The following is a 26,390-nucleotide window of genomic DNA, read 5'->3' on the forward strand; positions in this document are numbered from 1 at the left end:
TTCGGCTTCACCGCCGAAGCCGTCACCGCCGCCGCACAGCGCTCGCTCGCACGCGTGAAGGGATAGAACGCCATGACTCAGAACCCCAACCTCCAGAAGCTCTCCGAAGCCGGCGTCTCGGTGTGGCTCGACGACCTCTCCCGTGACCGCATCGAGTCCGGCAACCTCGCCGAACTCATCGCCACCAAGAGCATCGTCGGCGTCACCACCAACCCGTCGATCTTCCAAGCCGCACTCAGCAAGGGCCACGTCTACGACGCACAGGTCCGCGAACTCGCCGAACGCGGCGCCGACGTGGAAGCCACCATCCGCACCGTGACCACCGACGACGTCCGCGCCGCCTGCGACGTCCTCGCCCCGCAGTTCGAGGCCAGCGGTGGCGTCGACGGCCGCGTGTCCATCGAGGTCGACCCGCGCCTCGCCCACGACGCCGACAAGACCGTCGCGCAGGCCGTCGAACTGTGGAAGATCGTCGACCGCCCCAACCTGTTCATCAAGATCCCCGCCACCGAGGCCGGCATCCCGGCCATCGCCAAGGTGCTCGGCGAGGGCATCAGCGTCAACGTCACGCTGATCTTCTCGGTGCAACGCTACGAACTCGTCATGGGCGCCTACCTCGACGGCCTCGAGGCCGCCAAGGCCGCCGGCCACGACGTCTCCCGCATCCACTCGGTGGCCTCGTTCTTCGTCTCCCGCGTCGACACCGAAATCGACAAGCGGCTCGACAAGATCGGCACCCCCGACGCCCTCGCGCTGCGCGGCAAGGCCGGCGTCGCGAACGCCCGCCTCGCGTACGCCGCCTACCAGCAGGTCTTCGAGGTGGCGCCGCGGTTCCAGGGTCTGCTCGCGGCCGGTGCCCGCCCGCAGCGCGCACTGTGGGCATCGACCGGCGTCAAGAACCCCGACTACCCGGACACCCTGTACGTCGCCGACCTGGTCGCCCCGAACACCGTGAACACGATGCCGGAGAAGACCCTCGACGCGTTCGCCGACCACGGCGAGGTCACCGGCGACACCGTCTCCGGCACCGCCGTCGCCTCGCAGGAGATCTTCGACCAGCTCACCGCCGCCGGCATCGACCTGCCCGACGTGTTCAAGGTCCTCGAGGACGAAGGCGTCGACAAGTTCGAGGTGTCCTGGAACGAACTCCTGGAGGCCACCGCGGAGCAGCTGCGCGCAGCAGGGCAGAAGAGCTGATACGTGAGCGAGCCCGCAGCGTCAGACGATTGGGTCAATCCACTTCGCGACAGTAGGGACAAGCGCCTACCACGCATCGCCGGGCCGTGTGCGCTGGTGATCTTCGGTGTCACCGGCGACCTGGCCCGGCGCAAGTTGATGCCCGCCATCTACGATCTGGCCAATCGTGGTCTTCTGCCGCCCGGGTTCGCTCTCGTCGGGTTCGCCCGCAGGGACTGGTCGGACGAGGATTTCGGCAAGATCGTCCACGATGCCGTGCGCGACCACTCCCGGACCCCGTTCCGGGAGGACGTGTGGGAGCGGCTGTCGGAGGGCCTGCGTTTCGTCAAGGGCAGCTTCGACGACCCGGCGTCCTTCCAGGAACTGGCGAGCACCCTCGCCACGCTCGAACGCGAACGCGGGACCGGCGGCAATCACGGGTTCTATCTCGCGATTCCGCCGGACGCGTTCCCGGTGGTCCTCAAGCAGCTGTCCGAGGCGGGCCTCGCCCGGTCGAACGACAGCCAGTGGCGCCGGGTGGTCATCGAGAAGCCGTTCGGCCACGACCTCGCGAGCGCGCGTGAGCTCAACGCGGTCGTGAACGAGGTCTTCCCCGAGGACACCGTCTTCCGGATCGACCACTACCTCGGCAAGGAAACCGTTCAGAACATCCTGGCGCTGCGCTTCGCCAACCAGTTGTTCGATCCGATCTGGAACGCCCACTACGTGGATCACGTGCAGATCACCATGGCCGAGGACATCGGTCTCGGTGGGCGCGCCGGGTACTACGACGGCATCGGGGCGGCGCGGGACGTCATCCAGAATCACTTGCTGCAACTCCTCGCGTTCACCGCGATGGAGGAGCCGATCAGCTTCGAACCGTCGGAGTTGCAGGCGGAGAAGATCAAGGTGCTCTCCGCCACCAAGCTCGCGCAGCCGCTCGACGAGACCACCGCACGCGGCCAGTACGCGGGCGGCTGGCAGGGCGGCACCCGGGTGGTCGGCCTGCTGGAGGAGGACGGCTTCTCGCAGGACTCCACCACGGAGACGTTCGCCGCGATCACCCTCGAGGTCGACACCCGCCGCTGGGCGGGTGTGCCGTTCTATCTCCGCACCGGGAAGCGGCTCGGCCGCCGGGTCACCGAGATCGCCGTGATCTTCAAGCGCGCGCCGCACCTGCCGTTCGATCAGACGATGACCGAGGAACTCGGGCAGAACGCGCTCGTCATCCGGGTGCAGCCGGACGAGGGTGTGACGATGCGCTTCGGATCCAAGGTCCCGGGATCGAGCATGGAGGTCCGCGACGTCAACATGGACTTCAGCTACGGTCAGGCGTTCACCGAATCGTCCCCCGAGGCGTACGAACGCCTCATCCTCGACATGCTGCTTGGTGAACCTTCCCTGTTCCCCGTCAACGCCGAGGTCGAATTGTCGTGGGAGATCCTCGATCCGGCGCTCGCCGCCTGGGCCGCCGAGGGCAAACCGGAACCGTACGAGGCAGGCACGTGGGGTCCCCCGTCCGCGGACGAAATGATGCACCGCACCGGTCGCGAATGGAGAAGGCCGTAGATGATCATCGACATCCCCTCGACCACCACCGGCCAGGTCAACAAGAAGCTGGTGGAGCTCCGGAAGACCGGCGGGGCGGTGACGCTGGGACGGGTTCTCACCCTGGTGGTGTGCACCCGGGACAGCGAGAACTCCGAGGACATCATCGACGCCGCCAACGAGGCGAGCCGGGAACATCCCTGCCGTGTCATCGTCGTCGCCCGCGGATCCCGCGACGCCGAGCCCCGGCTGGACGCCCAGATCAGGGTCGGGGGTGACGCTGGCGCCTCGGAGGTGGTGGTGCTCCGCCTGTTCGGCGAACTCGCCGACCACGAGAGCAGCGTGGTGGTGCCGTTCCTTCTCCCCGACACCCCGGTCGTCGTGTGGTGGCCGGAGTCCGCTCCCGCCGTCCCCGCGAAGGACCCGGTCGGGAAGCTCGCGATCCGGCGCATCACCGACGCCACGGACCGTCCGGATCCCGCCGCCGAGATCAAGGGCCGTCTCGCCTCCTACACGTCCGGTGACACGGATCTGGCGTGGAGCCGCATCACGATGTGGCGGGGTCTCATCACCTCGGCCGTCGATCAGCCACCGCACTCGCGCATCGAATCGGCGGTGGTGTCGGGCCTCGTGGACGAGCCCGCCGTCGACATGATCGCCGGATGGCTGGCGGGCCGTCTCGATGCACCCGTCAGCCGCAGGGTCGGACCGCTGTTCGTGACCCTCGAGTTCGCGGACGGCGGCACCCTGACCATCAGCCGCCCGCAGACCGGCACCACCGCGACGTTGTCGCGGACGGGCAAACCGGATGCGCTGGTGGCGCTGGGAAGGCGGGAGACCCGCGACTGCCTGGCCGAAGAACTACGCAGACTGGACCCCGACGAGGCCTACGAGGCCGCACTCGCCGGGCTGACGAAGGTGACGTATGAGTGACATCCACGTAGAAGTGCACCCCGACACCGCCACGCTGGTGACGAAGGCCGCGGAGCGGTTCGTCGCCACCGTCGTCGCCGCCCAGAAGGATCGCGGGTCGGCGTCGGTGGTCCTCACCGGCGGCGGCACCGGGATCGGGTTGCTCGAGAAGGTCCGGGAGAACCCGGGCGACATCGACTGGCGCGCGATCGACATCTTCTGGGGTGACGAGCGTTTCCTGCCCGCCGGCGATCCGGAGCGCAACGACGTGCAGGCGCGGGCCGCGCTGCTCGACCACGTCGACGTCGATCCCGACCGCGTGCACACCATGCCCGTCGCGGACGGGATCTACGAGAACGACCCGGAGGCGGCCGCCGTCGCGTACGCACAGGTGCTCGGGGCGCACGCCGACGGCAGGCAGGTCCCGGTCTTCGACGTCCACCTGCTCGGCATGGGCGGTGAGGGACACGTCAATTCGCTGTTCCCGGACACCGACGCGGTCCGCGAGGAGCACCGGTTCGTCGTCGCGGTGACGGACTCCCCCAAGCCGCCGCCGGTGCGGGTCACGCTGACCCTGCCCGCCGTCCGGCACGCCGACGAGGTGTGGCTCGTCGTGTCCGGTGACGCCAAGGCCGAGGCCGTGGCCGCGGCGATCGCGGGCGCACCGCCCGTCGAGATCCCGGCGTCCGGGGCCCGCGGACTCTCGGCCACCCGGTGGCTGCTCGACACGTCGGCCGCGTCCCGGCTGCCGAACTGACACTTGCCGAACCGAGGCGCGCCTCACTGAGACTCTCATCCGACGGGGTCCTCGTCGTCGTCCGCCGGTAGCCCGGCGGGCGACCGGGGGTCCCGTTCGACGGGTGTCCGGGTGACCCGGCATTCGGTGACGATACGGCCGGCCCGATGCGGGCTCGCCGTCCGCGTCCCCCGCCGCCCGATTCCGCCGCGCCAATAGACCGGGTCACCCGCGCATCGCCTCATCCGTCGCCCCACTTCGTCTCGGAAACGTTGTGCTCTTTCCCGTTTTGACGCAGGGACGGACGGTTCGGTTCCCCCGCCCCGCAAGAAAGTTCACACACTTCTCGCGGGGCGCGGGAACCGGCCTCGCTACCCGCTGTTGCGCAGTGCGGTCGCCAGCCCGTTCATCGTGAGCTGGATGCCTCGGCGCGTCTGATCACTGTCGTCCCCGGCCCGGTAGCGGCGCAGCAGTTCCACCTGCAGGTGGTTGAGCGGCTCGAGGTACGGGAACCGGTTGTGCACCGACCGCTCCAGACCGGGATTGTCCGCGAACAGCGTGTCGTTCCCGGTCACGGCCTTGTACATCCGGATGGTCCGCTCGTGCTCCTCGGCGATCTTGCCGAACACCCGTCGCCGCAGTTCCTCGTCGGGGACGAGTTCCGCGTAGCGGGCGGCGAGACCCATGTCGGACTTCGACATCACCATCGCCAGGTTCGACAGCACGGTCCGGAAGAACGGCCACGTCTCGTAGAGGCGGGACAGCGTCGCCACCCGTTCGGGGTCGCCCTGCGTCCATTCCTCGAACGCGGCGCCGGTCCCGTACCACCCGGGCAGCATGACCCGGGACTGACTCCACGACAGCACCCACGGGATGGCCCGCAGGTCGGAGATGGACGTGGTCTGCTTGCGGGAGGCCGGACGGCTGCCGATGTTGAGCGCCCCGATCTCCGCGACCGGCGTCGACATCTCGAAGTACTCCACGAATCCGGGTGTCTCGTGCACCAATTCGCCGTAGGCACGGCGGGCCAGCGCGGCGAGTTCGTCGAGAATGCGGTACGCCGGTTCGGCGTCGTCGCCGAGGCCCTCGACGTCGAGCAGGGTGGCCTCGAGGGTAGCGGCGAGCAGCGTTTCGAGATTGCGTTGCGCGAGGCGGGGTTCCGCGTACTTGGCGGCGATCACCTCGCCCTGTTCGGTGATCCGCAGCGATCCGGCCACCGCGCCGGGCGGCTGCGCGAGGATCGCCTCGTAGCTGGGTCCGCCACCGCGGCCCACGGTGCCGCCGCGACCGTGGAAGAGCCGCAACCGGATTCCCGTCTTGCGCGCCGCATCGACCAAGTCCAGCTCGGCACGGTAGAGCGCCCAGTTGGCCGCCAGGTAGCCGCCGTCCTTGTTGGAGTCGGAGTACCCGAGCATCACTTCCTGGGCGTCGCCACGCGACGACACGAGGGCCCGGTAGATCGGGACCTCCAGGGTGGCCTCGAGGGTGGCGGCCCCCTGCTGCAGGTCCTCGATCGTCTCGAACAGCGGCACGATGCCCACCGGGCAGGTCGGCGCCTCCCCCGACCCGGGATCGAGGATGCCGACCTCCTTCAGCAGGACGGCGGCCTCGAGCATGTCGCTGACGGAGGTGCACATGCTGATGATGTAGTTGGGCACCGCGCCCGCACCGAGGGTCCGCACCGCGTCGGCGCCGGCCTGGAGAATGGCGAGTTCCTTCGCCGTCAGCTCGCTGAATTCGGCGTTCGCCGTGGTCAAGGGGCGCCGGGTGGACAGCTCCGCCGACAGCAACTCCACCCGCTCGTCCTCGGACAGCGACGGGTAGTCGGCGTGCACGCCCGCCCACGCCAGCAGTTCGGCGACGACGGTCTCGTGCACGTCCGAGTTCTGCCGCATGTCGAGGCCGGAGAGGTGGAAACCGAACACCTCCACCGAGTCCCGCAAGCTCGCCAGGCCGTCGTCTGCGATCGTGCCGTCGCCGCCGCGCCGCAGTGAGTCGTCGACGACGTCGAGTTCGTCGAGCATCTGCCGCGGCGTGTCGTAGGGTGCGAGCCCGAGGTCGAGCCCGTGATCGGGCGCCGCCCCGAGGATGCGGTGCGCCGTGGCCGTGAGCCGTCCCCGGATGCCCCGCACGGCACGGCGGTACGGCTCGTCGGCCCGGAACGGTGAATCGTCCTGGGACGCCGCGGCCAGGAGGTCGAGGGCGGGTGTGACGGTGACGAGACGGGCCGACATGGACAGTTCCCGCTCGAGCGTCTCGAGTTGCCCGAGATGGTGCTCGATCGCGGTGGCCGCGGCCCGGGTCGTGGCCTGGCGAACCACCTCGTCGGTGACGTAGGGATTGCCATCGCGGTCCCCGCCGATCCAGGATCCGGGACGCAGGATCGGTTCCCGGCCCAGGTCCGCGTCCGGCCACCGCGACCGCAGGGCACTGCGCAGTTCGGCGTTGATCTTCGGGACGACCTCGAACAGTGCCGCGTCGTAGTACCGCAGCCCGACCTCGATCTCGTCCTGGATCCGCAACCGCGACAACCGGATCAGCGCGGTCTGCCACAGGGTGAGGATCTGCCGCCGCAGCCGGACGTCGACGTCGGCCGTCTCGGATTCGGTCAGGGCGGTGCGTTCGCGGTACCGCATCAGTTCGGTGATCCGCGTCTGGGTCTCGAACACCGTGCGGCGACGGGTCTCGGTGGGATGCGCGGTGATGACCGGCGACACGAGCGCCCCGCGCAACGCGTCCGCGACGACGTCGCTGCCCAGATGAGCGGCGTCGAGCTTGGCGAACGTGGCGGTCAGGGTGCTGTCGGGGGCGGGCTCACCGGCGGCGACGTGGACGGCGCGCCGGCGTTCGCGGTGGTTGTCCTCGGCGAGGTTGGCCAGCAGGGCGAAGTGGCTGAAGGCCCGGATGACGGGAATGGCGTCGCTCGTGGACACCTCGGTGAACATGTCGGCCAGATCGGCGCGGTCGATCTCGGAACGACGAACCCGGAACGATTCGACCCTGGCCTTCTCGACGAGGTCGAAGACGCCGTCTCCGGCCTGCTCCCGCACTATCTGACCGAGGATGCCGCCCAGGAGCCGAATGTCTTCGCGGAGTGGTTCAGTGGCCTCACGTGGGGTTTCGATCATGCATCCAGTATCGACCGGTGACGGCCCCTCTGCATGATGAAGCGGATCAGCCGAACTTGATCTCCAGGCCGATACCGATGATCGCGATGAACCAGATCAGACCGGTGAAGATGGTGAGCCGGTCGAGGTTCTTCTCGACCACGGTGGAACCGGACAGGCTGGACTGGACGCCGCCGCCGAACAGGCTGGACAGACCGCCGCCCTTACCGCGGTGCAGCAGCACCAGCAGAATCAGCAGCAAGCTGGTGATCACCAGCAAGATATCCAGGAACAGTTCCATGTCTGTCTACGTCCACCCATCCAGTAGGAACAACTACGACCTCGTACACCCTACAGGCGCTCCGCGCTCGTGCGCCTTTCCGGTACCCACCGCTACCGGAAAGGCGCACGAGCGCCGAAGGCGCCTTACGGCAGAGGTCCGCCCGCGGCGATCGCCGACAGGGTGGCGAACTCGTCGGCCTTCAGTGACGCGCCGCCCACGAGGGCGCCGTCCACATCCGTCTGACCGACGATCTCGCCGACGTTCTTCGCGTTGACGCTGCCGCCGTACAGAACACGGACACCGGACGCGACGTCCGGCGAGGCCAGCTCGCCGAGCGTGGCGCGGATCGCGGCGCAGACTTCCTGCGCGTCCGCGGCACTGGCCACCCGGCCGGTGCCGATGGCCCACACCGGCTCGTACGCGATGACGACCTTGGCGACGTCCTCGGCGGACAGCCCGGCGAGGGAGCCCCGCAACTGCTCGACGTTGTAGGACACGTGCTCGCCGGCCTCGCGGATATCGAGACCCTCACCGATGCAGACGATCGGGGTGAGCCCGTTCTTCAGCGCGGCCTTGGTCTTGGCCAGCACGGTGTCGTTGTCCTCACCGTGCAGGGTCCGGCGCTCCGAGTGCCCGACGACGACGAACGTGCAGCCCAGCTTGGCCAGCATGGATCCGCTGATCTCGCCGGTGTACGCGCCCGAATCCTGGGCCGACACGTCCTGCGCACCGTAGGTGAGCAGGAGCTTGTCGCCCTCGACGAGGGTCTGCACGCTGCGGATGTCGGTGAACGGCGGGATCACCGTCACGTCGACCTTGTCGAAGTACTTCGCCGGGAGCGAGAAGGCGATTTTCTGAACCAGCGCGATGGCCTCGAGGTGGTTCAGATTCATCTTCCAGTTGCCGGCGATCAGCGGCTTCCGTGCCATGCCTCAGCCCTCCAGAACTGCGATGCCGGGGAGTTCCTTGCCCTCGAGGTACTCGAGGGAGGCGCCGCCACCGGTGGAGATGTGCGAGAACCCGTCCTCGGGCAGACCGAGCTGGCGGACCGCCGCGGCGGAGTCACCGCCACCGACGACGCTGTACGCGCCCTTGCCGGTGGCCTCGATGATCGCCTCGGCGACACCCTTGGTGCCCGCGGCGAACTTCTCGAACTCGAACACACCCATCGGGCCGTTCCAGAACACGGTCTTCGCGCTGGTCAGGATCGCCGCGAACCGGCGAACCGACTGCGGTCCGATGTCGAGTCCCATCCAGCCGTCCGGGATCTCGAGCACCGAGACGATCTTCGACTCGGCGTCGGCCGAGAACGAATCGGCGATGACCACGTCCTGCGGGATGTGGATCACGTCGGCGTACTGCTCGAGCAGCGCCTTGCACGTGTCGATCATCGACTCCTCGCACAGCGAGTTGCCGACCGAGACGCCCTGCGCCGCGAGGAACGTGTAGTACATGCCGCCGCCGATGACGAGGGTGTCGACCTTGGGGGCCAGCGCCTCGATCACCGCGAGCTTGTCCGACACCTTGGATCCACCGAGCACGACCGCGTACGGCCGCTCGGGCTCCTGGGTGAGCTTGCCGAGCACCTCGATCTCGGCGTCGACGAGCGTGCCCGCGTAGTGCGGGAGCAGCTTGGCGACCTCGTACACCGACGCCTGCGCGCGGTGCACGACACCGAACCCGTCGGACACGAACGCACCGTCGTCGCCGACGAGTTCGACCAGGGCCTTGGCGAGCTTCGTCCGCTCGGCCTCGTCCTTGCTGGTCTCCCGCGGGTCGAAGCGGATGTTCTCCAGCAGGAGGACGTCGCCGTCGGTGAGTCCCTCCGCGCGGGCCAGCGCGTCCTGCCCGACGACGTCGCCGGCGAGCTGGACGTTGCGCCCCAGCACCTCGGCGAGCTTCGCCGCCACCGGTGCGAGGGAGTACTGCGGGTCGGGCTCGCCCTTGGGGCGACCCAGATGGGCGGTGACGATGACCTTGGCGCCCGCCTCCGCCAACGCCTTCAGCGTCGGCGCGGAAGCGAGGATGCGCCCGGGATCCGTGATCCGGTCACCGTCGAGCGGAACGTTGAGGTCGGAGCGCACCAGCACGGCACGCCCTTCGACCCCAGCGTTCAGCAGATCGTCGAGAGTCTGAACTGCCACTGTTATACCGGACCTTCGCTCAGAGAGACTTGGCGACGAGACCGATGAGGTCGGCCAGACGGTTGGAGTAACCCCACTCGTTGTCGTACCAGGACACGATCTTGGCCTGATCCTCGATGACCTTGGTGAGTCCGGAGTCGAAGATCGAGCTGTGCGGGTCGGTGACGATGTCGGACGACACGATCGGGGCGTCCGTGTACTTCAGGATGCCCTTGAGCGGTCCCTCGGCGGCAGCCTTCATCGCGGCGTTGATGTCCTCGACGCTGGCCGACTTCCGCAGGTTCGCGGTGAGGTCGGTGACCGAACCCGTGGGAATCGGGACGCGCAGCGCGTAGCCGTCCAGCTTGCCGAGCAGCTGCGGGAGGACCAGGCCGATGGCCTTGGCGGCACCGGTTCCGGTGGGGACCACGTTCAGCGCGGCGGCGCGGGCGCGACGCAGGTCGCTGTGCGGGCCGTCCTGCAGGTTCTGGTCCTGGGTGTACGCGTGGACCGTCGTCATGAGGCCCTTGACGATGCCGAACTCGTCGTCGAGCACCTTGGCGATGGGACCGAGGCAGTTGGTGGTGCACGAGGCGTTGGAGATGATGTTCTGGCTGCCGTCGTACTTGTCGTCGTTGACGCCCATCACGATGGTGATGTCCTCGCCCTTGGCCGGGGCGGAGATGATGACCTTCTTGGCGCCGGCCTCGAGGTGGCCCTTCGCCTTGGCTGCGTCGGTGAAGATGCCGGTGGACTCGACGACGACGTCGACGCCCAGGTCGCCCCAGGGAAGCGCCGCGGGGCCTTCCTTGATGGCGAGCGCCTTGATCTTCTGGCTGCCGACGACGATGGTGTCTTCACCCTCGAGCGAGACGTCGTGCGGGAGACGGCCGAGGATGGAGTCGTACTTCAGGAGATGCGCCAGCGAAGCATTGTCCGTGAGGTCGTTGACCGCCACAATCTCGATGTCGGTGGTTCCGAGCGCCTTCTGCGCATCCACCGCCCTGAAGAAGTTACGTCCGATACGGCCGAAACCGTTTACGCCTACCCGGACAGTCACAATCTGCTCCTTTGCGCATGATTCTGGTTGTGCAGCTCTGCTCCCGCGCCGCTACGACACCACCGACGGGTGGCCGGCGCGGGTTTCATCGGTCGATGTGGTTCTTACCCTAGTGCGCGGGCGACGCCCGCGCGCGGTCACCTCGGGCGCCCTCCGCCCGGCCGTCCCGACCGGAACGAACGGGACGCTCGTTCGATCTGACGCGACGAGCGTCCCGTTCGTCCGGGAGCGGGGATGGCTGGCGGTGACGGCGGACGACGCTCAGGCCTCGTCGAGAAGGTCTGCGGTGACGGCCGACTCGGTGTCCGGGATGCCGGTTTCCTTCGCCTTGCGGTCCGCCATCGACAGCAGCCGCCGGATGCGGCCTGCCACGGCGTCCTTCGTCATCGGCGGGTCGGCGAGCTGGCCGAGTTCCTCGAGGGACGCCTGCCGGTGCTCCACCCGCAGGTGACCCGCGGCCGCCAGGTGGTCGGGGACCTCGTCACCGAGGATGTCGAGGGCCCGCTCGACGCGGGCGGCCGCCGCGACCGCGGCGCGCGCGGAGCGGCGCAGGTTGGCGTCGTCGAAGTTGGCGAGCCGGTTGGCGGTGGCACGGACCTCCCGGCGCATGCGCCGTTCCTCCCACACGAGGCGGGTGTCCTGGGCTCCCATCCGGGTGAGCAGCGCGCCGATGGCCTCGCCGTCGCGGATCACGACCCGGTCGGTGCCGCGGACCTCGCGGGCCTTCGCGGAGATGCCCAGCCTGCGCGCCGCCCCGACGAGCGCGAGCGCCGCCTCCGGTCCGGGGCAGGAGACCTCGAGCGCCGACGAGCGTCCCGGCTCGGTCAGCGAACCGTGCGCCAGGAACGCGCCGCGCCACGCGGCTTCCGCGTCGGCGACACTGCCGCCGACGACCTGCGCGGGAAGCCCGCGCACGGGGCGTCCCCGCAGGTCCAGCAGCCCGGTCTGGCGGGCGAGGGCCTCCCCCTCCTTCGCGACTCGCACGATGTACCGGGACGACTTGCGCAGCCCGCCCGCACTGAGAACGTGGACGTCGGCGCTGTAGGTGAACAGGTCGAAGATCTCGCGCCGCAACCGGCGGGCCGTGGACCCCAGATCCACTTCCGCCTCGACCACGACCCGGCCGCCGACGATGTGCAATCCCCCGGCGAACCGCAGCAGCGACGAGACCTCGGCCTTCCGGCAACTCACGTGAGTGACGACGAGACGACTGAGTTCGTCTTTGACCTCTGCTGTCATTGCCACGAAGCGCTCTCCCTTTCCTCTGGTGTCTCGGCCGCTTCGCTCCCCCGAGACCCCGCATCGGGGTCGCTCCAGAGCTGTTCGAGAACGGACGCAAGTTTTCCTGCATGGTGCGTGTGGGTGCCGTGCTCGGACACGTCGGCGTAGACGACGCGTGCCCGGAACTGTCCGGCGGCGCGGGCGAGGTGCTCGCGCTCGCGCCCCGGTGGAACCGAACCCGAATCGACGACGACGAAGTCGACGGTGAGTTCGGGTGCGTGTTGGGACAGTACGTGCAGATGACGCTCGGTGGAGAATCCCGCGGTCTCGCCGGGTTCCGGAGCCAGGTTGAGTACCAGCACCTTCCGCGCGGGGGTGGCGATCAGCGTGTCGAGGAGTTCGGGCACGAGAACGTGCGGGATCACACTGGAGAACCACGACCCGGGGCCGAGGACGACCATGTCGGCGACGTCGATCGCCCGGACCGCGTCCGGGCAGGCGGGCGGATTCGCCGGCAGCAACCGCACGCGGCGCACCTTGCCGGGGGTGGTCGCGACCGCGACCTGACCGCGGATGCAGCGGCTGACCCGCGGGTCCGCCTCGAGGCCCTGCACGTCGGCCTCGATGTCCAGGGCGATCGGCGACATCGGCAGCACCCGCCCGTCGATCCGCAGCAGCCGGGCGAGTTCGTCGAGCGCGGCGACGGGGTCGCCGAGCACCTCGGTGAGTCCGGCGAGGATGAGATTGCCCACCGAGTGTCCGGCGAGGGCGCCGATTCCGCCGAATCGGTGCTGGATGGTGTCGGTCCAGTCCTGCACCTCGGGGTCGTCCGCGGCGAGCGCGGCGAGCGCCATCCGCAGATCCCCGGGCGGGATGACGCCGAGTTCGGCGCGCAGCCGTCCCGAGGATCCGCCGTCGTCCGCGACGGTGACGACGGCGGTCACGTCACGGCTGAGCCTGCGGGCGGCGCTGAGGGTGGCGAACAGCCCGTGGCCCCCGCCGAGCGCGACCATCGCGGGCGCCTGGCGCACCGGCCTCATTCGCGCCCCAGATCACGATGGACGACACGCACGTTCAGCCCGGAGTCCTTTCCAAGCCGGCCCGCCAGGGCCTCCGACATCGCGACACTGCGATGTTTCCCCCCGGTGCATCCCACCGCGATGGTCATGTAGCGCTTCCCCTCCCGACGATATCCGGCGATCGTCAGATCCAGCAGGTGGTGGTACGTGGCGAGATAGTCGTCCGCACCGTCCTGCGACAACACGTAGTCCCGCACGTCCGCGTTCTGCCCGGTGTGCGGACGCAACTCGGGGATCCAGTGCGGGTTGGGCAGGAACCGAACGTCGCAGACGAGATCGGCGTCCATCGGAAGACCGTACTTGAAACCGAACGACTGGACTGTTACCTGCATGGTGCGGTTCTCGGCGTCGCCGAACGCGTCCTCGATCTTCTGCCGCAACTGGTGCGCGGCGAGGGACGACGTGTCGATCACCAGATCCGCGGCGGCCTTCACCTTCGCGAGCTGGTCGCGCTCGGCGGCGATGCCCTCCGACAGGGTGCCCTCGGCGCCCCCGCCGGACAGCGGGTGACTGCGGCGGACCTGTTCGAATCGGCGGACCAGCACCTCGTCCGACGCGTCGAGGTAGAGCACCCGCGTGTGCACGGGCTTGCTCTCCAGTTCGGTGAGGACCCAGCCGAGGTCGCCGGTGAACAACCGGCTGCGCACGTCGATGACGACGGCGAGCCGCTCGAGCCGCGAATCGGATTCCAGGCTCAGATCCACCATCCGGGAGATCAGTTCCGGGGGAAGGTTGTCCGCGACGTACCACCCGAGGTCCTCGAGGACCTTCGCCGCCGTCTGCAGACCCGCCCCGGAGAGCCCGGTGACGAGAAGGAAGTCCATCGGCCGAACCGTGGGCGGACGGTCGCTCTGCGCGTGCTGCTCGTTCACTCGACACCTGTCCGTTGCGATGCGCTCTGTGCTGCCGGGCCGTGCTGCCCTACCGGTTCGCGGGGTAGGTCCGCGCCGTTGCGTTCTGCCGTGCCCGGCCCGTTCCGATCTGCTTCATCATCCCCCACTCCCACGACGTCCGCAGACGGTTCCTCGGCCCCGAGAGCGGTGAGTACCGCCTTCGCCGTGGTCGTTCCGATGCCGGGCACGGCGGTGATCTCCTCGACGGAGGCCTGTTTGAGTTTGGCGACGGAGCCGAAGTGCGTCACCAGGGCCTTGCGGCGGGTCTCGCCGAGACCGCGGACCGAGTCGAGTGCGGAGGCCGTCATCCGGCGGGACCGTTTGCTGCGGTGGAACGTGATCGCGAAGCGGTGCGCCTCGTCCCGCACCCGCTGCAGCAGGTACAGCGACTCGCTGGTGCGCGGGAGGATCACCGGGTCCTCCTCCCCCGGCACCCACACCTCCTCGAGCCGCTTGGCCAGCCCGATCACGGCGACGTCGGTGATGCCCAGTTCGTCGAGGACCGCCGAGGCCGCGGCCACCTGCGGGGCGCCGCCGTCGACGACGAACAGGTTCGGTGGGTACGCGAACCGCCGCGGCCTGCCGGTCTGCGGGTCGATCGCCGCCTCGGGGGCGAGGTCGCCGCCGTCGCCGCCGGACACCTGCTCGGCGTCCACCCCGGCCGCTTCCGCGCGCAGCACCCCGACGTCACGGTTGTGCCGGAGGAACCGGCGCCGGGTGACCTCGGCGATGCTGGCGACGTCGTCGGAGCGGCCGTCGCCTGCGGCCTCCTTGATGGCGTAGTGCCGGTAGTCGGACTTGCGCGGCAGCCCGTCCTCGAAGACGACGAGGGAGGCCACCACGTCGGTGCCCTGCACGTGGCTGATGTCGACGCACTCGATGCGCAGCGGCGCCGAATCCAGGTCGAGGGCCTCCTGGATGCCCTGCAGGGCCGCCGACCGCGACGTGAAGTCGCCGGCGCGGCGCAGTTTGTGCTGTTGCAGTGCCTCCGTCGCGTTGCGCTGCACGGTCTCGGCGAGCGCCTTCTTGTCGCCGCGCTGGGGCACGCGGAGACGGACGGCGGAACCGCGGAGACCGCTGAGCCATTCCTGCACCTGTTCGGCGTCCGGCGGCAGCACGGGCACCAGCACCTCCCGCGGCACTCCGCTGCTGCCCGCCTCCTGCTCGGCCGCGCCCGACAGCGCCGCCTGCTCGCCGTAGAACTGGGTGAGGAACTGCTCGACCAACAACGGCAGGTCCGAGCCTGCCTCGGAATCGACGGCGGCCCAGTCGATGACGTCGCCGGCCTTCTCGACCACCCAGCCGCGCTGCCCGCGGACGCGGCCGCCCCGGACGTGGAACACCTGGACCGCGGCCTCGAGTTCGTCGGTCGCGAATGCGGCGACGTCGGCGTCGGTGCCGTCGCCGAGCACGACGGCCTGCTTCTCGAGCGCCCGTCGCAACGCGCCCACGTCGTCGCGCAGCCGCGCCGCCGTCTCGAAGTCGAGTTCCTCGGACGCCTGCTGCATCCGGGCCTCGAGCTGCCGGACCAGTTTGTCGGTGCGCCCCGACAGGAAGTCGCAGAAGTCCTCGACGATCTTGCGGTGTTCGGCCGCGGACACGCGTCCGACGCACGGCGCGGAGCACTTGTCGATGTAGCCGAGCAGGCACGGCCGGCCGATCTGGTTGTGCCGCTTGAACACCCCGGCCGAGCAGGTGCGGGCGGGGAACACCCGCAGCAGCAGGTCGAGGGTTTCGCGGATGGCCCACGCATGCGAATAGGGGCCGAAGTAGCGGACGCCCTTGCGCCGGGGGCCGCGGTAGACGAACAGCCGCGGGTACTCCTCGTTCAGGGTGACCGCGAGAATCGGGTACGTCTTGTCGTCGCGGTAGCGGACGTTGAACCGGGGATCGAATTCCTTGATCCAGTTGTATTCGAGCTGAAGCGCCTCGACCTCGGTGCTCACCACGGTCCACTCGACGCTGCCGGCCGTGGTCACCATCTGGCGGGTGCGCGGGTGCAGCGTCGAGACGTCGGCGAAATAGGAATTCAGCCGTGATCGAAGACTCTTCGCCTTCCCGACATAGATGACCCGGCCGTGCGGATCGCGGAACTTGTACACCCCCGGGTCGACCGGAATCGTTCCGGTCGCGGGGCGATATGTCGAAGGATCGGGCACCCCTCCACGTTAGTCGGCGCCACCGACCAACCCCGCATCCGCGGCGTCGTGGAGGGGCGTCCGCCGGTCAGGACGGCGCGTACTCCGACGCGAGCGCGCGGAACCGGTCGACGGCGTCGACGGCGTACTCGCGATCGTTCGACTGGATGGCCATCACGGCCAGGTACTCGTCGTCGGGCAGTTCGATCCGGGCCCACGCCGCGCCGTCCGGGAAGGACAGCCCCTCGTACAGGTCCCAGTCGACGATGCGCTCACCGAGCACGTTGCGCACGGCGATGCCGCGGGGCCCGATGCGCACCCGCGGGCGCGTCAGCAGCAGGACTGCGGCCGCGAAGAGGCAGCCGATGCCCGCGAACGCCAACTGGTCGGCGAGCCGGAAGTACACGCCCGTCGAATCGCCGCGCAACAGAATCGCGAACGTCACGTGCACGACGACGAGCAGGACCGCCACCCCGATCGCGTAGCGGCGGGACTTGCGTGGCTTCGCGACGAGTGTCCACTCGGATTCGGGGGTGGTCACGGGTGGATCCGGATCATGCGAAGGACTCCTCGGCCCGGCGCAGCCGCGCCAACGTGACGGCGGTGTCGAGTGCGGCCGCGCATGCCTGCCCGCCCTTGTCCTCGACGGATCCGGGCAGGCCGCTACGGTCGACGGCCTGCTGCTCGGTGTCCGTGGTGAGCACACCGTTCCCGACCGGGGTGCTCTCGTCCAGCGAGACCCGGGTCAGACCGGCCGTGACGGCGTCGCAGACGTATTCGAAGTGCGGGGTCCCGCCGCGGATCACGACACCGAGCGCGACGACGGCGTCGTGGCTGCGGGCGAGCGCCTGCGCGACCACGGGCAGTTCGATGGCGCCGGCGACGCGGACCAGCGTGACGTTCTTCACGTTCGCCTCGGCGGCCACCCGCTGCGCGCCGGCGATCAGCGCCTCGGAGATCTCGGCGTGCCAGCTGCCTGCGACGATGGCGAGCCGGAGGTCGCCGGCCTCCCCGAGCTGCAGCTCCGGCAATCCCTCGCCGCTCACAGCATCTCCCCCGCTTCGAAGTCGTCGAGCCCGATCAGGTCGTGGCCCATACGGTCGCGCTTGGTGCGCAGGTACGTCAGGTTCTCGGCGTTGGCCCTCAGCGGCATGGACACCCGCTCGGTGATCTGCAGCCCGTAGCCGTCGAGTCCGACGCGTTTGGCGGGGTTGTTGGTGAGCAGCCGCATCGAGGAGATGCCCAGGTCCACCAGGATCTGCGCGCCGATGCCGTAGTCGCGGGCGTCGGCGGGCAGGCCGAGCTCGAGGTTGGCGTCGACGGTGTCCGAGCCGGCGTCCTGCAGCTGGTAGGCCTGCAGCTTGTGCATCAGGCCGATGCCCCGGCCCTCGTGCCCGCGCATGTACAGGACCACCCCGCGACCCTCCTGCGCGACCATGTCCAGGGCGGCGTCGAGCTGGGGACCGCAGTCGCAGCGCAGCGAACCGAACACGTCGCCAGTGAGGCACTCGGAGTGCACCCGCACCAGCACGTCGCTGCCGTCGCCGTCCGGGCCGGGCAGGTCGCCGCGAACCAGGGCCACGTGCTCGACGTCGTCGTAGATGCTCCGGTACCCGACGGCGGTGAACTCGCCGTGCCGGGTAGGGATGCGCGCGGACGCGACCCGCTCCACGTGCTTCTCGTGCTTGCGGCGCCACGCGATCAGGTCGGCGATGGAGATCAGCGCGAGGTCGTGGTCGTCGGCGAAGACCCGCAGCTCGTCGGTCTGGGCCATGTGGCCCTCGTCCTTCTGGCTGACGATCTCGCAGATCACGCCGGCGGGCCGGAGGTCGGCCATCCGGGCGAGGTCGACGGCGGCCTCGGTGTGACCGGGACGGCGCAGCACGCCGCCCTCCTTGGCGCGCAGCGGCACGACGTGGCCGGGGCGGGTGAAGTCCTGGGCGCCGCTGGCCGGGTCGGCCAGCAACCGCATGGTGGCGGCGCGGTCGGACGCGGAGATGCCGGTGCCGATGCCCTCGCGGGCGTCGACGGTGACGGTGTACGCGGTGCCGTGCTTGTCCTGGTTGGTGGCGTACATCGGGGGAAGGCCGAGCCGGTCGCAGTCGGCGCCGTCGAGCGGCACACACAGGTAGCCGGAGGTGTATCGAACCATGAAGGCAACCAACTCGGGGGTGGCTTTCTCCGCGGCGAAGATGAGGTCTCCCTCGTTCTCGCGGTCTTCGTCGTCGACGACGACGACAGCCTTGCCAGCGGCGATATCCGCAACGGCGCGCTCGATAGTGTCGAACCTGGTCACGTGCTCGGTCTCCAAAGTCTTGACTGACGCATCTTCGAATACAACGGATGCATCCGTGGGATGCTCCTCAACAGTACGACTCAGCGGCCGGCCGCTTGCAGCCGCTCCACATACTTCGCGATCACGTCGACCTCGAGGTTGACGGGCGTCCCGACGGACGCCGCCCCGAGCGTGGTCAGTTGCAGCGTGGTCGGGATGAGCGAGATCTCGAAGTATTCGGCGCCGCGTTCCCCGCCGAGCGCCGACACCGTCAGCGATACACCGTCGACCGTGATCGAACCCTTCTCCACGACGTACCGGGAGATGGCGTCGGGAAGCGCGATGCGCACGACCTCCCAGTTCTCGGACGGGCTGCGGCTGATGATGTGCCCGGTGCCGTCGACGTGGCCCTGGACGAGGTGGCCGCCGAGGCGGCTGTTCAGCGCCGCGGCCCGCTCCAGGTTGACGCGGCTGCCCACGTCGATCTTCTCGAGGCTCGACCGGTTCAGCGTCTCCTGCATGACGTCCGCGGTGAAGGAGCCGTCGGCGAGCACCTCGACGACGGTGAGGCACACGCCGTTCACCGCGATCGAATCACCGTGCGACGCATCGGAAGTCACGACCGGACCACGCACGGTGAACCGTGCGGCGTCGGCCAGTTCTTCCTTGGCGACGATTTCACCCAACTCTTCGACGATCCCGGTGAACACTGTGGCTTCTCCTACGTTCGGTGACTGTCAGGGTTTTCGGACACTGCTGGAACCAGACTCAACAACAGATCGGGGCCGATTGTTTCGACCGACTCGTGCCGGAACCGCAGGGCGCCGTCGATCGTGTGCACACCCGCCTCCGACACGGCGGACGTGCCCGCACCGAGGACCAGCGGGGCGAGGTACGCCTGGATGCGGTCGACCCGGCCCGCGGCGAGGAACGCGCCGGCCAGCCGGGGCCCGCCCTCGAGCAGCACGTCGGTGTAGTCGGCGAGCGCGGCGAGGACCTCGTCGACGTCCCGGGTGCGCAGCAGCAGGGTGGGCGCCGAGTCGTCGAGGACGCGGGCGCCGGGCGGGATGTCGCCGAGTCCGACGACGACGCGCACCGGCTGGTGCGCCGCGAGCGACCCGTCGGGCGTCCGGGCGGTCAGGCGCGGGTCGTCGGCCAGCACCGTCCCCGTCCCGACCACGATGGCGTCGAGTTTCGCGCGGTCGGCGTGCACGCGTTCGCGCGCCTCGGGGCCGGTGATCCACTGACTGGTGCCGTCGGCGGCCGCGCTGCGCCCGTCCAGTGTGGCCGCGTACTTCCAGGTCACATGCGGTCGTCCGGTGCGCTGCCGATGCAGCCAGGCCCGGAGCGGGCCGCGTTCGACGTCCTGCGCGCGCAGACCGGACGTCACCTCGACGCCCGCGGAGACGAGGGTCTCGGCGCCGCCCGCGGCCTCCGGGTTCGGGTCGCCCACCGCGTAGTGCACGGCGACCACACCGGCGTCGAGGAGCGCCCGCGAGCACGGCCCGGTGCGGCCGTGGTGGTTGCACGGTTCCAACGTGACGACGGCGGTGCCGCCGCGGGCTGCGTCCCCCGCCTCCCGCAGCGCGACGACCTCCGCGTGGGGGCCGCCGGGCGGCTGCGTCATCCCGACGCCGGCGATGCGCCCGGCGGCGTCGAGGACCACCGCGCCGACCGCCGGGTTCGGGCTGGTGAATCCGCGCGCCGACTCCGCGGCGCCGATCGCGATCTGCATCGCGGCGTCGAGGTCCGCAGCCGAATTCTCGTGCCGCACGTGGGGGTTCACGATGTGCCGGGTGCCGCTACCGCGACAGGCTCAGGTGCGGCGACGCCTTCGCGGCGCTGGCCCGCAGGGCGCGCACGGCCTCCGCGGGATCGCTCGTGCCGTAGACGGCGGAGCCGGCGACGAAGCAGTCGACGCCGGCCTCGGCGGCGGCCTCGACGGTCTCGGCGTTGATGCCGCCGTCGATCTCCACGACCAGCCGCAGCTCACCGGAGTCGACGAGGCGGCGGACGGCCTTCGCCTTCGACAGAACCTCCGGGATGAACGACTGACCACCGAAGCCGGGTTCGACGCTCATGACGAGGAGTGTGTCGAAGTCCTTCAGGATTTCCAGGTACGGCTCGATCGGCGTGCCGGGCTTGACGCTGAGGCCTGCCTTGGCGCCTGCGGCGCGGATGTCCCGGGCGACGGACCGGGGGTCGTCGGTCGCCTCGGCGTGGAACGTGACGTTGTGCGCGCCGGCCTCCGCGTAGGGCGGCGCCCAGCGGCCGGGGTCGTCGATCATGAGATGGCAGTCGAGCGGGATGTCCGTCGCCGCGAGGAGACTCGTCACGACGGGGAGGCCGAGGGTCAGGTTGGGCACGAAATGCGCGTCCATCACGTCGACGTGCAGCCAGTCGGCACCGGCGACCGCGTCCGCCTCCTCGGCGAGGCGCGCGAAATCGGCAGACAGAATGGACGGTGCGATCATCGGGGTTGCCACGCGCCGAAGTTTAGTCGTACGCGTGTGGGGGCCGGGTCACGCGGTCCATACTGGCCCCATGCCGACCTGGACGGACGTCGTGGCGATCGGTGCGTCGCTGCCGGAGGTGCAGGAGAGCACCTCGTACAACACGCCGGCACTGAAGGTGGCGGGCAAGCTGCTCGCCCGGTTGCGGGCCGAGTCGGACGGCGGCCTGGTCGTGATGTGCGACCTCGACGAGAAGGCGGCCCTGCTCGCCGAGGGCGCGCCGTTCTACACCACCGCGCACTACGACGGCCACGGTTCGATCCTCGTGGACCTCGAGAACGTCGGCGTCCCGCAGCTGACCGAGTTGCTCCGGGACGCCTGGCGGATCAAGGCCCCGGCGAAGCTGCGCAAGCAGTTCGACCAGATCTGACGAGAAGGCGAGGGCCCGGGCGGCGCCCGCACACCGGCCCGGACCCTCGTCGGAGCGGCGTCAGACGCCGAGCTTGAGACCCGCCCCCGCATCGACCCGGAGTTGCTGACCGGTGACGAACCGGGACTCGTCGGACGACAGGAACACCACCGCGTGCGAGATGTCCTCGGGCTCGACCCACGGGGTGGGCATCGCCTGCATGAACGGGAACGTGACCTTCGCGTCCTCGGCGGTCGGGTTCTCGAGATCGGGGCGGAACGTGCGGAACATCGGGGGGCTCTGCAGCATGTCCGTGTTGCAGTTCGTGGGGTGAATCGCATTGACGCGGATGGACTTCGGGCCCAGGGTGAGCGCGAGCGAGTTGGTGTACGTCCACAGCATCTTCTTGGCGAGACCGTAGCCGTCGCCGCCCGGCCCCTGCAGGGCCTGTTGTCCGTTCAGGCCGGTCTGCGGGACCAGCCCGGCCACCGATCCCGTCGCGATGATCGACGCGCCGGCGTCCAGGTGCGGGAGGGCCGAGTGAATCGTGTTGACCACACCGACGAAGTCGACGTCGAACGCATCGACGAAACCCTCGACGGGCACGTCGTTCCCGAGGGGCGCGATCCCCGCGTTGGCGACCACGACGTCGAGACGTCCCAGCGTCGCGACCGCGACGTCGAGTTCGCGGCGCAGCGCCGCCCGGTCGCGCACGTCCACCTTGGCGGTGACGACGCGGCGCCCCGCCTTGTCGACAAGCCGTCCCGTCTCCGCAAGGTCGGCCTCGGTGGCCAGCGGGTACTCGGTGGATGCAATGTCCTCACAGAGGTCGAAGGCGATGATGTCGGCGCCCTCGTCGGCGAGATGCACCGCATGACTACGACCCTGGCCCCGCGCCGCTCCGGTGATCAGAACGACCTTCCCCGCTACCCGATTCATCTGAAGTCCTCCACTCGCCTCGTGACGTACGCCTCTGTCGCGAGAAGAATTAGAACACGTTTCACAACAAGAGTGAAACAGGTTCTACTGAGTGTCGGCGGAGGACCGGGCAGCGGGAAGGCGACGCCTACGGCTTGCGCAACGCGGCCATGAACATCGCGTCGGTCCCCTGCCGGTGCGGCCAGAGCTGAACGCTCGGACCCTCCCCCAGACCCGGCACCCCGGGAACGAGCTCACGCGTGTCGAGCGCCGTGAGCCCGTGGCGCCGCACCGCGTCCGCGACCACGGCCACCGTCTCGGACAGGTGCGGCGAACATGTCGCGTACAGGATCACGCCACCCGGGCGGACCAGCTCGGCGGCCGACGCGAGGAGTTCCCGCTGCAGTTTCGCGAGCCCCGCCACGTCCGACGGCTGCCGGCGCCACCGCGCCTCCGGACGTCGGCGCAGCGCACCCAGTCCGGTGCACGGCGCGTCGACCAGGATGCGGTCGAACCCGCCCTCCAGCCCGGGATCGCGGCCGTCGGCGACGTGCACATCGACCGGAAGTTCCTTCGTCGTCTTGCGGATCAGGTCCGCGCGGTGCGCCACAGGTTCCACGGCGTCGAGACGCCCGCCCTCGATCCCGGCGAGCGCGCCGAGCAGGGCGGCCTTGCCGCCGGGGCCCGCGCACAGGTCGAGCCACCGGCCGGTGTCCGGGCCGTCCAGCGGCGCCAGCGACAGCGCCCGGGCGACGAGCTGGCTGCCCTCGTCCTGCACTCCGGCGAGCCCCTCGCGGACCGCGTCGAGCAGACCCGGGTCGCCACCGTCCAGGTAGACCGCATACGGCGAGTACCGGCCCACCTCGCCGCCGGTGGCGAGCGCGAGTTCCTCCGCCGAGATCTCCCCCGGGCGGGCGACGAGATGCACCGCCGGCCGGGCGTCGTCGGCGACGAGCACGTCCTCGAGTTCCCCGGCGTCGGCGCCCAGCGCGTCCGCGAACACCTGCGCGATCCACGTGGGGTGCGCGTGCTCGAACGCCAGCCGGCCCACCGGGTCGGCCGGGGCGAGACGCTCCACCCACTCCGCCTCCGACCGCTCCGACACCCGGCGCAGCACGGCGTTGACAAACCCCGCCTTCCCCGGACCGGCCTCCGCACGGACCAGGTCGACCGAGGTGGCGACGGCGGCATGCGGGGCGACGCGGGTGCGCAGCAGCTGGTAGGCGCCCAATTGGAGAACGTCGAGGAGCGGTCCGTCGATCTCGGCGATCGGCCTGCCCGCGCAGTCGGCGATCACGGCGTCGAGGAGCCCGCGGGCACGGGCGGCGCCGTAGGCCAGTTCCGTGGCGAGGGCGGCGTCGCGTCCGTCCAGGCGCCGCTCACGCAGCAGCCCTGGCAGGACGAGGTTGGCGTAGGCGTCGCGTTCCCGGACGGCGCGCAGCACATCCCTCGCGGCGAGCCGGGGCTGGTCGAGTCCGGACTGGGACGCGTCGGGGCGGCGCGCCTGACGGGGGCGGTTGTTGCGGCCCCCCGAGCCGGACTGGCCGCGGCGTGCGGGCCTTCTGGATTCGCTCACTGTGCCCGTACCTCCGCGTCGAGTCGTGCGCCTCGCGCCCAGTCCAGGGCGGCCATCTGCTTCTTGCCCTGCGGCTGGACGCGGTCGAGCCGCACCGCCACCGTGGACGTTCCGATCAGAAATCCGGACTTGGTCACGGAGATCTCCCCCGGCTCCAGTCGCTCGTCCGTCACGGTGACCGGGCCGACCTTGACGCGCAGATCACCGATCGTCATCCAGGCGCCCGGCGCGGGGGTCACCGACCGGACGTGCCGGTCCACCACCGCAGCCGTTCTGTCCCACCGGATCCGGGCCGCCTCGACCGTCACCTTGGCGGCGTGCGAGACCCCCTCGGCCGGTTGCGGGACCGCCGTGATCGCGCCGTCCTCGATCCCGTCGAGGACCGACTCCAGGAGCACGGCACCGCTGTCGGCGAGGCGTCCGAGGAGGTCGCCCGCGGTGTCGGTGTCGCGGATCAGTTCGGTGACCACCCCGTAGACCGGGCCGGTGTCCATCCCCGCCTCCAGCCGGAACGCGCTCGCACCCGTCATGTCGTCGCCCGCGCCGATCGCGGCCTGCACGGGGGCGGCCCCGCGCCACGCCGGCAACAGCGAGAAGTGCAGGTTCACCCAGCCGTGGGCCGGGATGTCGAGCACCTTCTGCGGCAGCAGCGCCCCGTAGGCGACGACGGGCGCGCAGTCGGGTGCGAGGTCCGTGAGGCGCGCCAGGAACTCCGGTTCCGTGGGCCGTTCCGGGGTGAGCACCTCGATGCCGTGGGAGTCGGCGAGCGCGCCGATCGGTGAGCGGACCACCTTGCGTCCACGTCCGGCGACCGCGTCGGGGCGCGTGATCACCGCCACGACGTCGTGGCGCGGCGAACGGATCAATCGTTCGAGTGAGGGAACGGCGGGCTCGGGGGTTCCGGCGAAGACTATGCGCACGCCGGCGACCCACACGACGGACGGTGGACCGCTGCGCGGGCCGAAACGGTACTCACGAAGAAAGCTCCCCTCAGGTCGACGATGTGCCGACCAGTCTAGGGAGTCGCACACGGCCCATGACACTCGGCGAAGCGATTCCGCCGAACCGCCCACAGCGACGGAGGACGGGTATTGACTGTTCTGAGGCCGGCGCGAACGGTCGGGCCGGTGTCCCGTTTTCGAACCCCTGGAGGTAACGATGGCAGGAATCGAGAGCAAGTTCGACAAGGCATACGAGACGAAACCGATCGAGGAACTGGCAGGCGCCCCGGTCGCCGCCCTGCAGGGCGTGAGCGATTCCGACGCCGAACACCTGGCGGCCGCCTTCAACATCAAGACCGTGAAGGACCTCGGCACCAACAAGTACTTCCTGTGGGCGCAGGCCGTCGCGAAACTGGCGGAGTAGCAGCCACACACGAGAAGCGGGGAGCCGTGCACTGCACGGCTCCCCGCTTCTGTCCGTCGGGGCTAGCGGTTACCGTCGACGACGACCTCCGGGATACCCGCACCGATCGGCACGAACTCGCAGCGAGCGAGCGGAACCGCATCCGGATCGAGCGCTGCACGGACCAGGTCGAGCGCGAACGGATCGTAGGGTGCCCGGAAGTGCCCGGTGCCGTCCTCGGGGCATCGATCCTGAATCAGGATGTTGACCGCCCCGGCGCCGCGGAGCGCCATGTTCGTGTACGGCTGGATCATCTCGTCGTACCGCGACCCGATCGTCGTGTACGAGACGCCGGGCACGGTGTCGCCGCCCGCGTTGAGGTCGTTCATGAACGGCGAGCCCTGCATCTGCTGACTGACGGCCACCGACGTCACCGTGCGGGCGAAATCCGGGCCGCCGGGCAGCGCCTGCACGACCGGAACGAGGCCGTACATCACTCCCCCGTAGCTGGGCGACGCCAGTCCGACCCAGTGGTCGACGAACGGGGCACCGCCGAGCTTGTTGACGTAGTACCTCGTGACGTTCGCGCCCTGCGAGTAGCCGACGACGTCCACCTGGGCCGCACCGGTCGCGTCGCGGACCCGGTCGACGAACCGGCCGAACTCCCCCGCGCTCGCGACGATGTCCTCGGTCCCGAACGAATCGGCGCCCGGCGCACCGCCGTAGTTGAGGGCGAACACGCAGTAGCCGTCCGCGGCGAGCGTCGGCGACAGGGCGGCCCAGTCCGCGTACGCGCTGGCGTCGGTGCCGTGTGCGAGCACGACCGGCTCGGGGTGGTCCGCGGAGGGCGTACACGTGAAGTCGTTCGATCCGGCGGGTGCGCTGCCCGGGTGGTCGTGCGCGTACGCGGCGGCGGCACTACGCCCGGTCTGGGGAAGCCCGGCGCCGGCGGGCACGACGAGTGAGGGCGGGGAGGCGTCGTCCGCCTGGGCGGTCGACACTGCGCCGGACATCAGCAGGACGACACCCGCGACGACCGCACCGGCACCCCGAAACCTCATGATCTCTCCCGACTTCGCTGAGACATTGCTGAGAACCTTCCCAGAATGTGCACGCGATGTCTCGTCGAGCCTGCGGGT

At 69.8% G+C, this 26,390-nt stretch carries 25 protein-coding genes; 6 read left to right on the forward strand and 19 right to left on the reverse strand.

What is annotated here, in order from left to right:
• The first annotated feature begins 72 nt into the window (after positions 1 to 72).
• From tal to pgl, 4 genes are read left to right on the forward strand one after another with little or no spacing between them, the layout of a single operon-like run.
• On the forward strand, positions 73 to 1,197 hold the full coding sequence (gene tal, locus P3H15_RS06125; RefSeq protein WP_276136433.1) for a transaldolase: 1,125 nt from the start codon (positions 73 to 75) through the stop codon (positions 1,195 to 1,197).
• A 3-nt stretch (positions 1,198 to 1,200) separates the two neighbouring features.
• Complete coding sequence (zwf, locus tag P3H15_RS06130; protein WP_276136434.1) at positions 1,201 to 2,745, forward strand: glucose-6-phosphate dehydrogenase; 1,545 nt, start codon at positions 1,201 to 1,203, stop codon at positions 2,743 to 2,745.
• Positions 2,746 to 3,657, forward strand: coding sequence for a glucose-6-phosphate dehydrogenase assembly protein OpcA (opcA, locus tag P3H15_RS06135; protein ID WP_276136435.1), 912 nt, complete (start codon positions 2,746 to 2,748; stop codon positions 3,655 to 3,657). It begins immediately after the preceding gene.
• On the forward strand, positions 3,650 to 4,393 hold the full coding sequence (pgl, locus tag P3H15_RS06140; RefSeq protein ID WP_095860617.1) for a 6-phosphogluconolactonase: 744 nt from the start codon (positions 3,650 to 3,652) through the stop codon (positions 4,391 to 4,393). The genes opcA and pgl overlap by 8 nt, the downstream gene beginning before the upstream one ends.
• A gap of 350 nt (positions 4,394 to 4,743) precedes the next feature.
• Here the strand turns inward: pgl and ppc are convergent, their stop codons facing one another.
• The 15 genes from ppc to rpe all read right to left on the reverse strand — a co-directional run bounded on the left by ppc (position 4,744) and on the right by rpe (position 21,037).
• Entirely contained in the window at positions 4,744 to 7,500 is a 2,757-nt protein-coding gene (gene ppc, locus P3H15_RS06145) for a phosphoenolpyruvate carboxylase (RefSeq protein WP_276136436.1), read from the reverse strand.
• Positions 7,501 to 7,546: 46 nt separating this feature from the next.
• A complete protein-coding gene (gene secG / locus P3H15_RS06150; RefSeq protein ID WP_072942108.1) occupies positions 7,547 to 7,780 on the reverse strand; it encodes a preprotein translocase subunit SecG in 234 nt (77 codons plus the stop codon).
• 125 nt (positions 7,781 to 7,905) lie between these two features.
• Entirely contained in the window at positions 7,906 to 8,691 is a 786-nt protein-coding gene (tpiA, locus tag P3H15_RS06155) for a triose-phosphate isomerase (protein WP_276136437.1), read from the reverse strand.
• 3 nt (positions 8,692 to 8,694) lie between these two features.
• Entirely contained in the window at positions 8,695 to 9,906 is a 1,212-nt protein-coding gene (gene pgk / locus P3H15_RS06160; RefSeq protein WP_276136438.1) for a phosphoglycerate kinase, read from the reverse strand.
• Between the two features lie 19 nt (positions 9,907 to 9,925).
• The gene (gap, locus tag P3H15_RS06165; protein ID WP_015890630.1) at positions 9,926 to 10,945 is read right to left on the reverse strand and encodes a type I glyceraldehyde-3-phosphate dehydrogenase; all 1,020 of its coding nucleotides are present in this window, start codon (positions 10,943 to 10,945) and stop codon (positions 9,926 to 9,928) included.
• Positions 10,946 to 11,206: 261 nt separating this feature from the next.
• Entirely contained in the window at positions 11,207 to 12,184 is a 978-nt protein-coding gene (gene whiA / locus P3H15_RS06170) for a DNA-binding protein WhiA (RefSeq protein WP_276136623.1), read from the reverse strand.
• Positions 12,181 to 13,206, reverse strand: a complete 1,026-nt coding sequence (gene yvcK / locus P3H15_RS06175) for a uridine diphosphate-N-acetylglucosamine-binding protein YvcK (RefSeq protein ID WP_276136439.1) — start codon at positions 13,204 to 13,206, stop codon at positions 12,181 to 12,183. The genes whiA and yvcK overlap by 4 nt, the downstream gene beginning before the upstream one ends.
• Positions 13,203 to 14,069, reverse strand: a complete 867-nt coding sequence (gene rapZ, locus P3H15_RS06180) for an RNase adapter RapZ (RefSeq protein WP_072942446.1) — start codon at positions 14,067 to 14,069, stop codon at positions 13,203 to 13,205. Before rapZ ends, yvcK begins: the two co-directional genes overlap by 4 nt.
• A 44-nt stretch (positions 14,070 to 14,113) precedes the next feature.
• The gene (gene uvrC / locus P3H15_RS06185) at positions 14,114 to 16,297 is read right to left on the reverse strand and encodes an excinuclease ABC subunit UvrC (protein ID WP_276136440.1); all 2,184 of its coding nucleotides are present in this window, start codon (positions 16,295 to 16,297) and stop codon (positions 14,114 to 14,116) included.
• 67 nt (positions 16,298 to 16,364) lie between these two features.
• Entirely contained in the window at positions 16,365 to 16,817 is a 453-nt protein-coding gene (locus P3H15_RS06190; protein ID WP_276136441.1) for a PH domain-containing protein, read from the reverse strand.
• 13 nt (positions 16,818 to 16,830) lie between these two features.
• Positions 16,831 to 17,322, reverse strand: coding sequence for a 6,7-dimethyl-8-ribityllumazine synthase (gene ribH / locus P3H15_RS06195; RefSeq protein ID WP_087555955.1), 492 nt, complete (start codon positions 17,320 to 17,322; stop codon positions 16,831 to 16,833).
• Positions 17,319 to 18,572 (reverse strand): bifunctional 3,4-dihydroxy-2-butanone-4-phosphate synthase/GTP cyclohydrolase II, encoded by a 1,254-nt coding sequence (locus P3H15_RS06200; protein ID WP_276136442.1) that lies wholly within the window; start codon positions 18,570 to 18,572, stop codon positions 17,319 to 17,321. Before P3H15_RS06200 ends, ribH begins: the two co-directional genes overlap by 4 nt.
• An 80-nt stretch (positions 18,573 to 18,652) precedes the next feature.
• On the reverse strand, positions 18,653 to 19,261 hold the full coding sequence (locus P3H15_RS06205) for a riboflavin synthase (RefSeq protein WP_072942119.1): 609 nt from the start codon (positions 19,259 to 19,261) through the stop codon (positions 18,653 to 18,655).
• An 11-nt stretch (positions 19,262 to 19,272) separates the two neighbouring features.
• Entirely contained in the window at positions 19,273 to 20,325 is a 1,053-nt protein-coding gene (gene ribD, locus P3H15_RS06210) for a bifunctional diaminohydroxyphosphoribosylaminopyrimidine deaminase/5-amino-6-(5-phosphoribosylamino)uracil reductase RibD (RefSeq protein WP_276136624.1), read from the reverse strand.
• Positions 20,326 to 20,353: 28 nt separating this feature from the next.
• A complete protein-coding gene (rpe, locus tag P3H15_RS06215) occupies positions 20,354 to 21,037 on the reverse strand; it encodes a ribulose-phosphate 3-epimerase (protein ID WP_276136443.1) in 684 nt (227 codons plus the stop codon).
• A 58-nt stretch (positions 21,038 to 21,095) separates the two neighbouring features.
• Here rpe and P3H15_RS06220 point away from each other — a divergent pair, with 58 nt between their 5' ends.
• Positions 21,096 to 21,434 carry an MmcQ/YjbR family DNA-binding protein gene (locus tag P3H15_RS06220; RefSeq protein WP_276136444.1) on the forward strand — a complete coding sequence of 113 codons (339 nt, stop codon included), beginning with the start codon at positions 21,096 to 21,098 and terminating at the stop codon, positions 21,432 to 21,434.
• Between the two features lie 60 nt (positions 21,435 to 21,494).
• On the opposite strand, the gene P3H15_RS06225 is transcribed toward P3H15_RS06220, so the two are convergent.
• From P3H15_RS06225 to fmt, 3 genes are all read right to left on the reverse strand, one after another.
• Positions 21,495 to 22,352, reverse strand: a complete 858-nt coding sequence (locus P3H15_RS06225) for a mycofactocin-coupled SDR family oxidoreductase (RefSeq protein WP_276136445.1) — start codon at positions 22,350 to 22,352, stop codon at positions 21,495 to 21,497.
• 127 nt (positions 22,353 to 22,479) lie between these two features.
• Positions 22,480 to 23,907, reverse strand: coding sequence for an RsmB/NOP family class I SAM-dependent RNA methyltransferase (locus P3H15_RS06230; RefSeq protein ID WP_276136446.1), 1,428 nt, complete (start codon positions 23,905 to 23,907; stop codon positions 22,480 to 22,482).
• Positions 23,904 to 24,827 carry a methionyl-tRNA formyltransferase gene (fmt, locus tag P3H15_RS06235; RefSeq protein WP_276136447.1) on the reverse strand — a complete coding sequence of 308 codons (924 nt, stop codon included), beginning with the start codon at positions 24,825 to 24,827 and terminating at the stop codon, positions 23,904 to 23,906. The genes P3H15_RS06230 and fmt overlap by 4 nt, the downstream gene beginning before the upstream one ends.
• 238 nt (positions 24,828 to 25,065) lie before the next feature.
• Between fmt and P3H15_RS06240 the strand changes: the two genes are divergently transcribed.
• Positions 25,066 to 25,272, forward strand: a complete 207-nt coding sequence (locus P3H15_RS06240; protein ID WP_072942124.1) for a hypothetical protein — start codon at positions 25,066 to 25,068, stop codon at positions 25,270 to 25,272.
• A gap of 62 nt (positions 25,273 to 25,334) precedes the next feature.
• Here P3H15_RS06240 and P3H15_RS06245 read toward each other — a convergent pair whose 3' ends face one another.
• Positions 25,335 to 26,312, reverse strand: a complete 978-nt coding sequence (locus P3H15_RS06245; RefSeq protein ID WP_276136448.1) for a triacylglycerol lipase — start codon at positions 26,310 to 26,312, stop codon at positions 25,335 to 25,337.
• Positions 26,313 to 26,390 lie beyond the last annotated feature (78 nt).

Source organism: Rhodococcus sp. T2V (assembly GCF_029269925.1).
Taxonomy (GTDB): Bacteria; Actinomycetota; Actinomycetes; order Mycobacteriales; family Mycobacteriaceae; genus Rhodococcus_F; species Rhodococcus_F koreensis.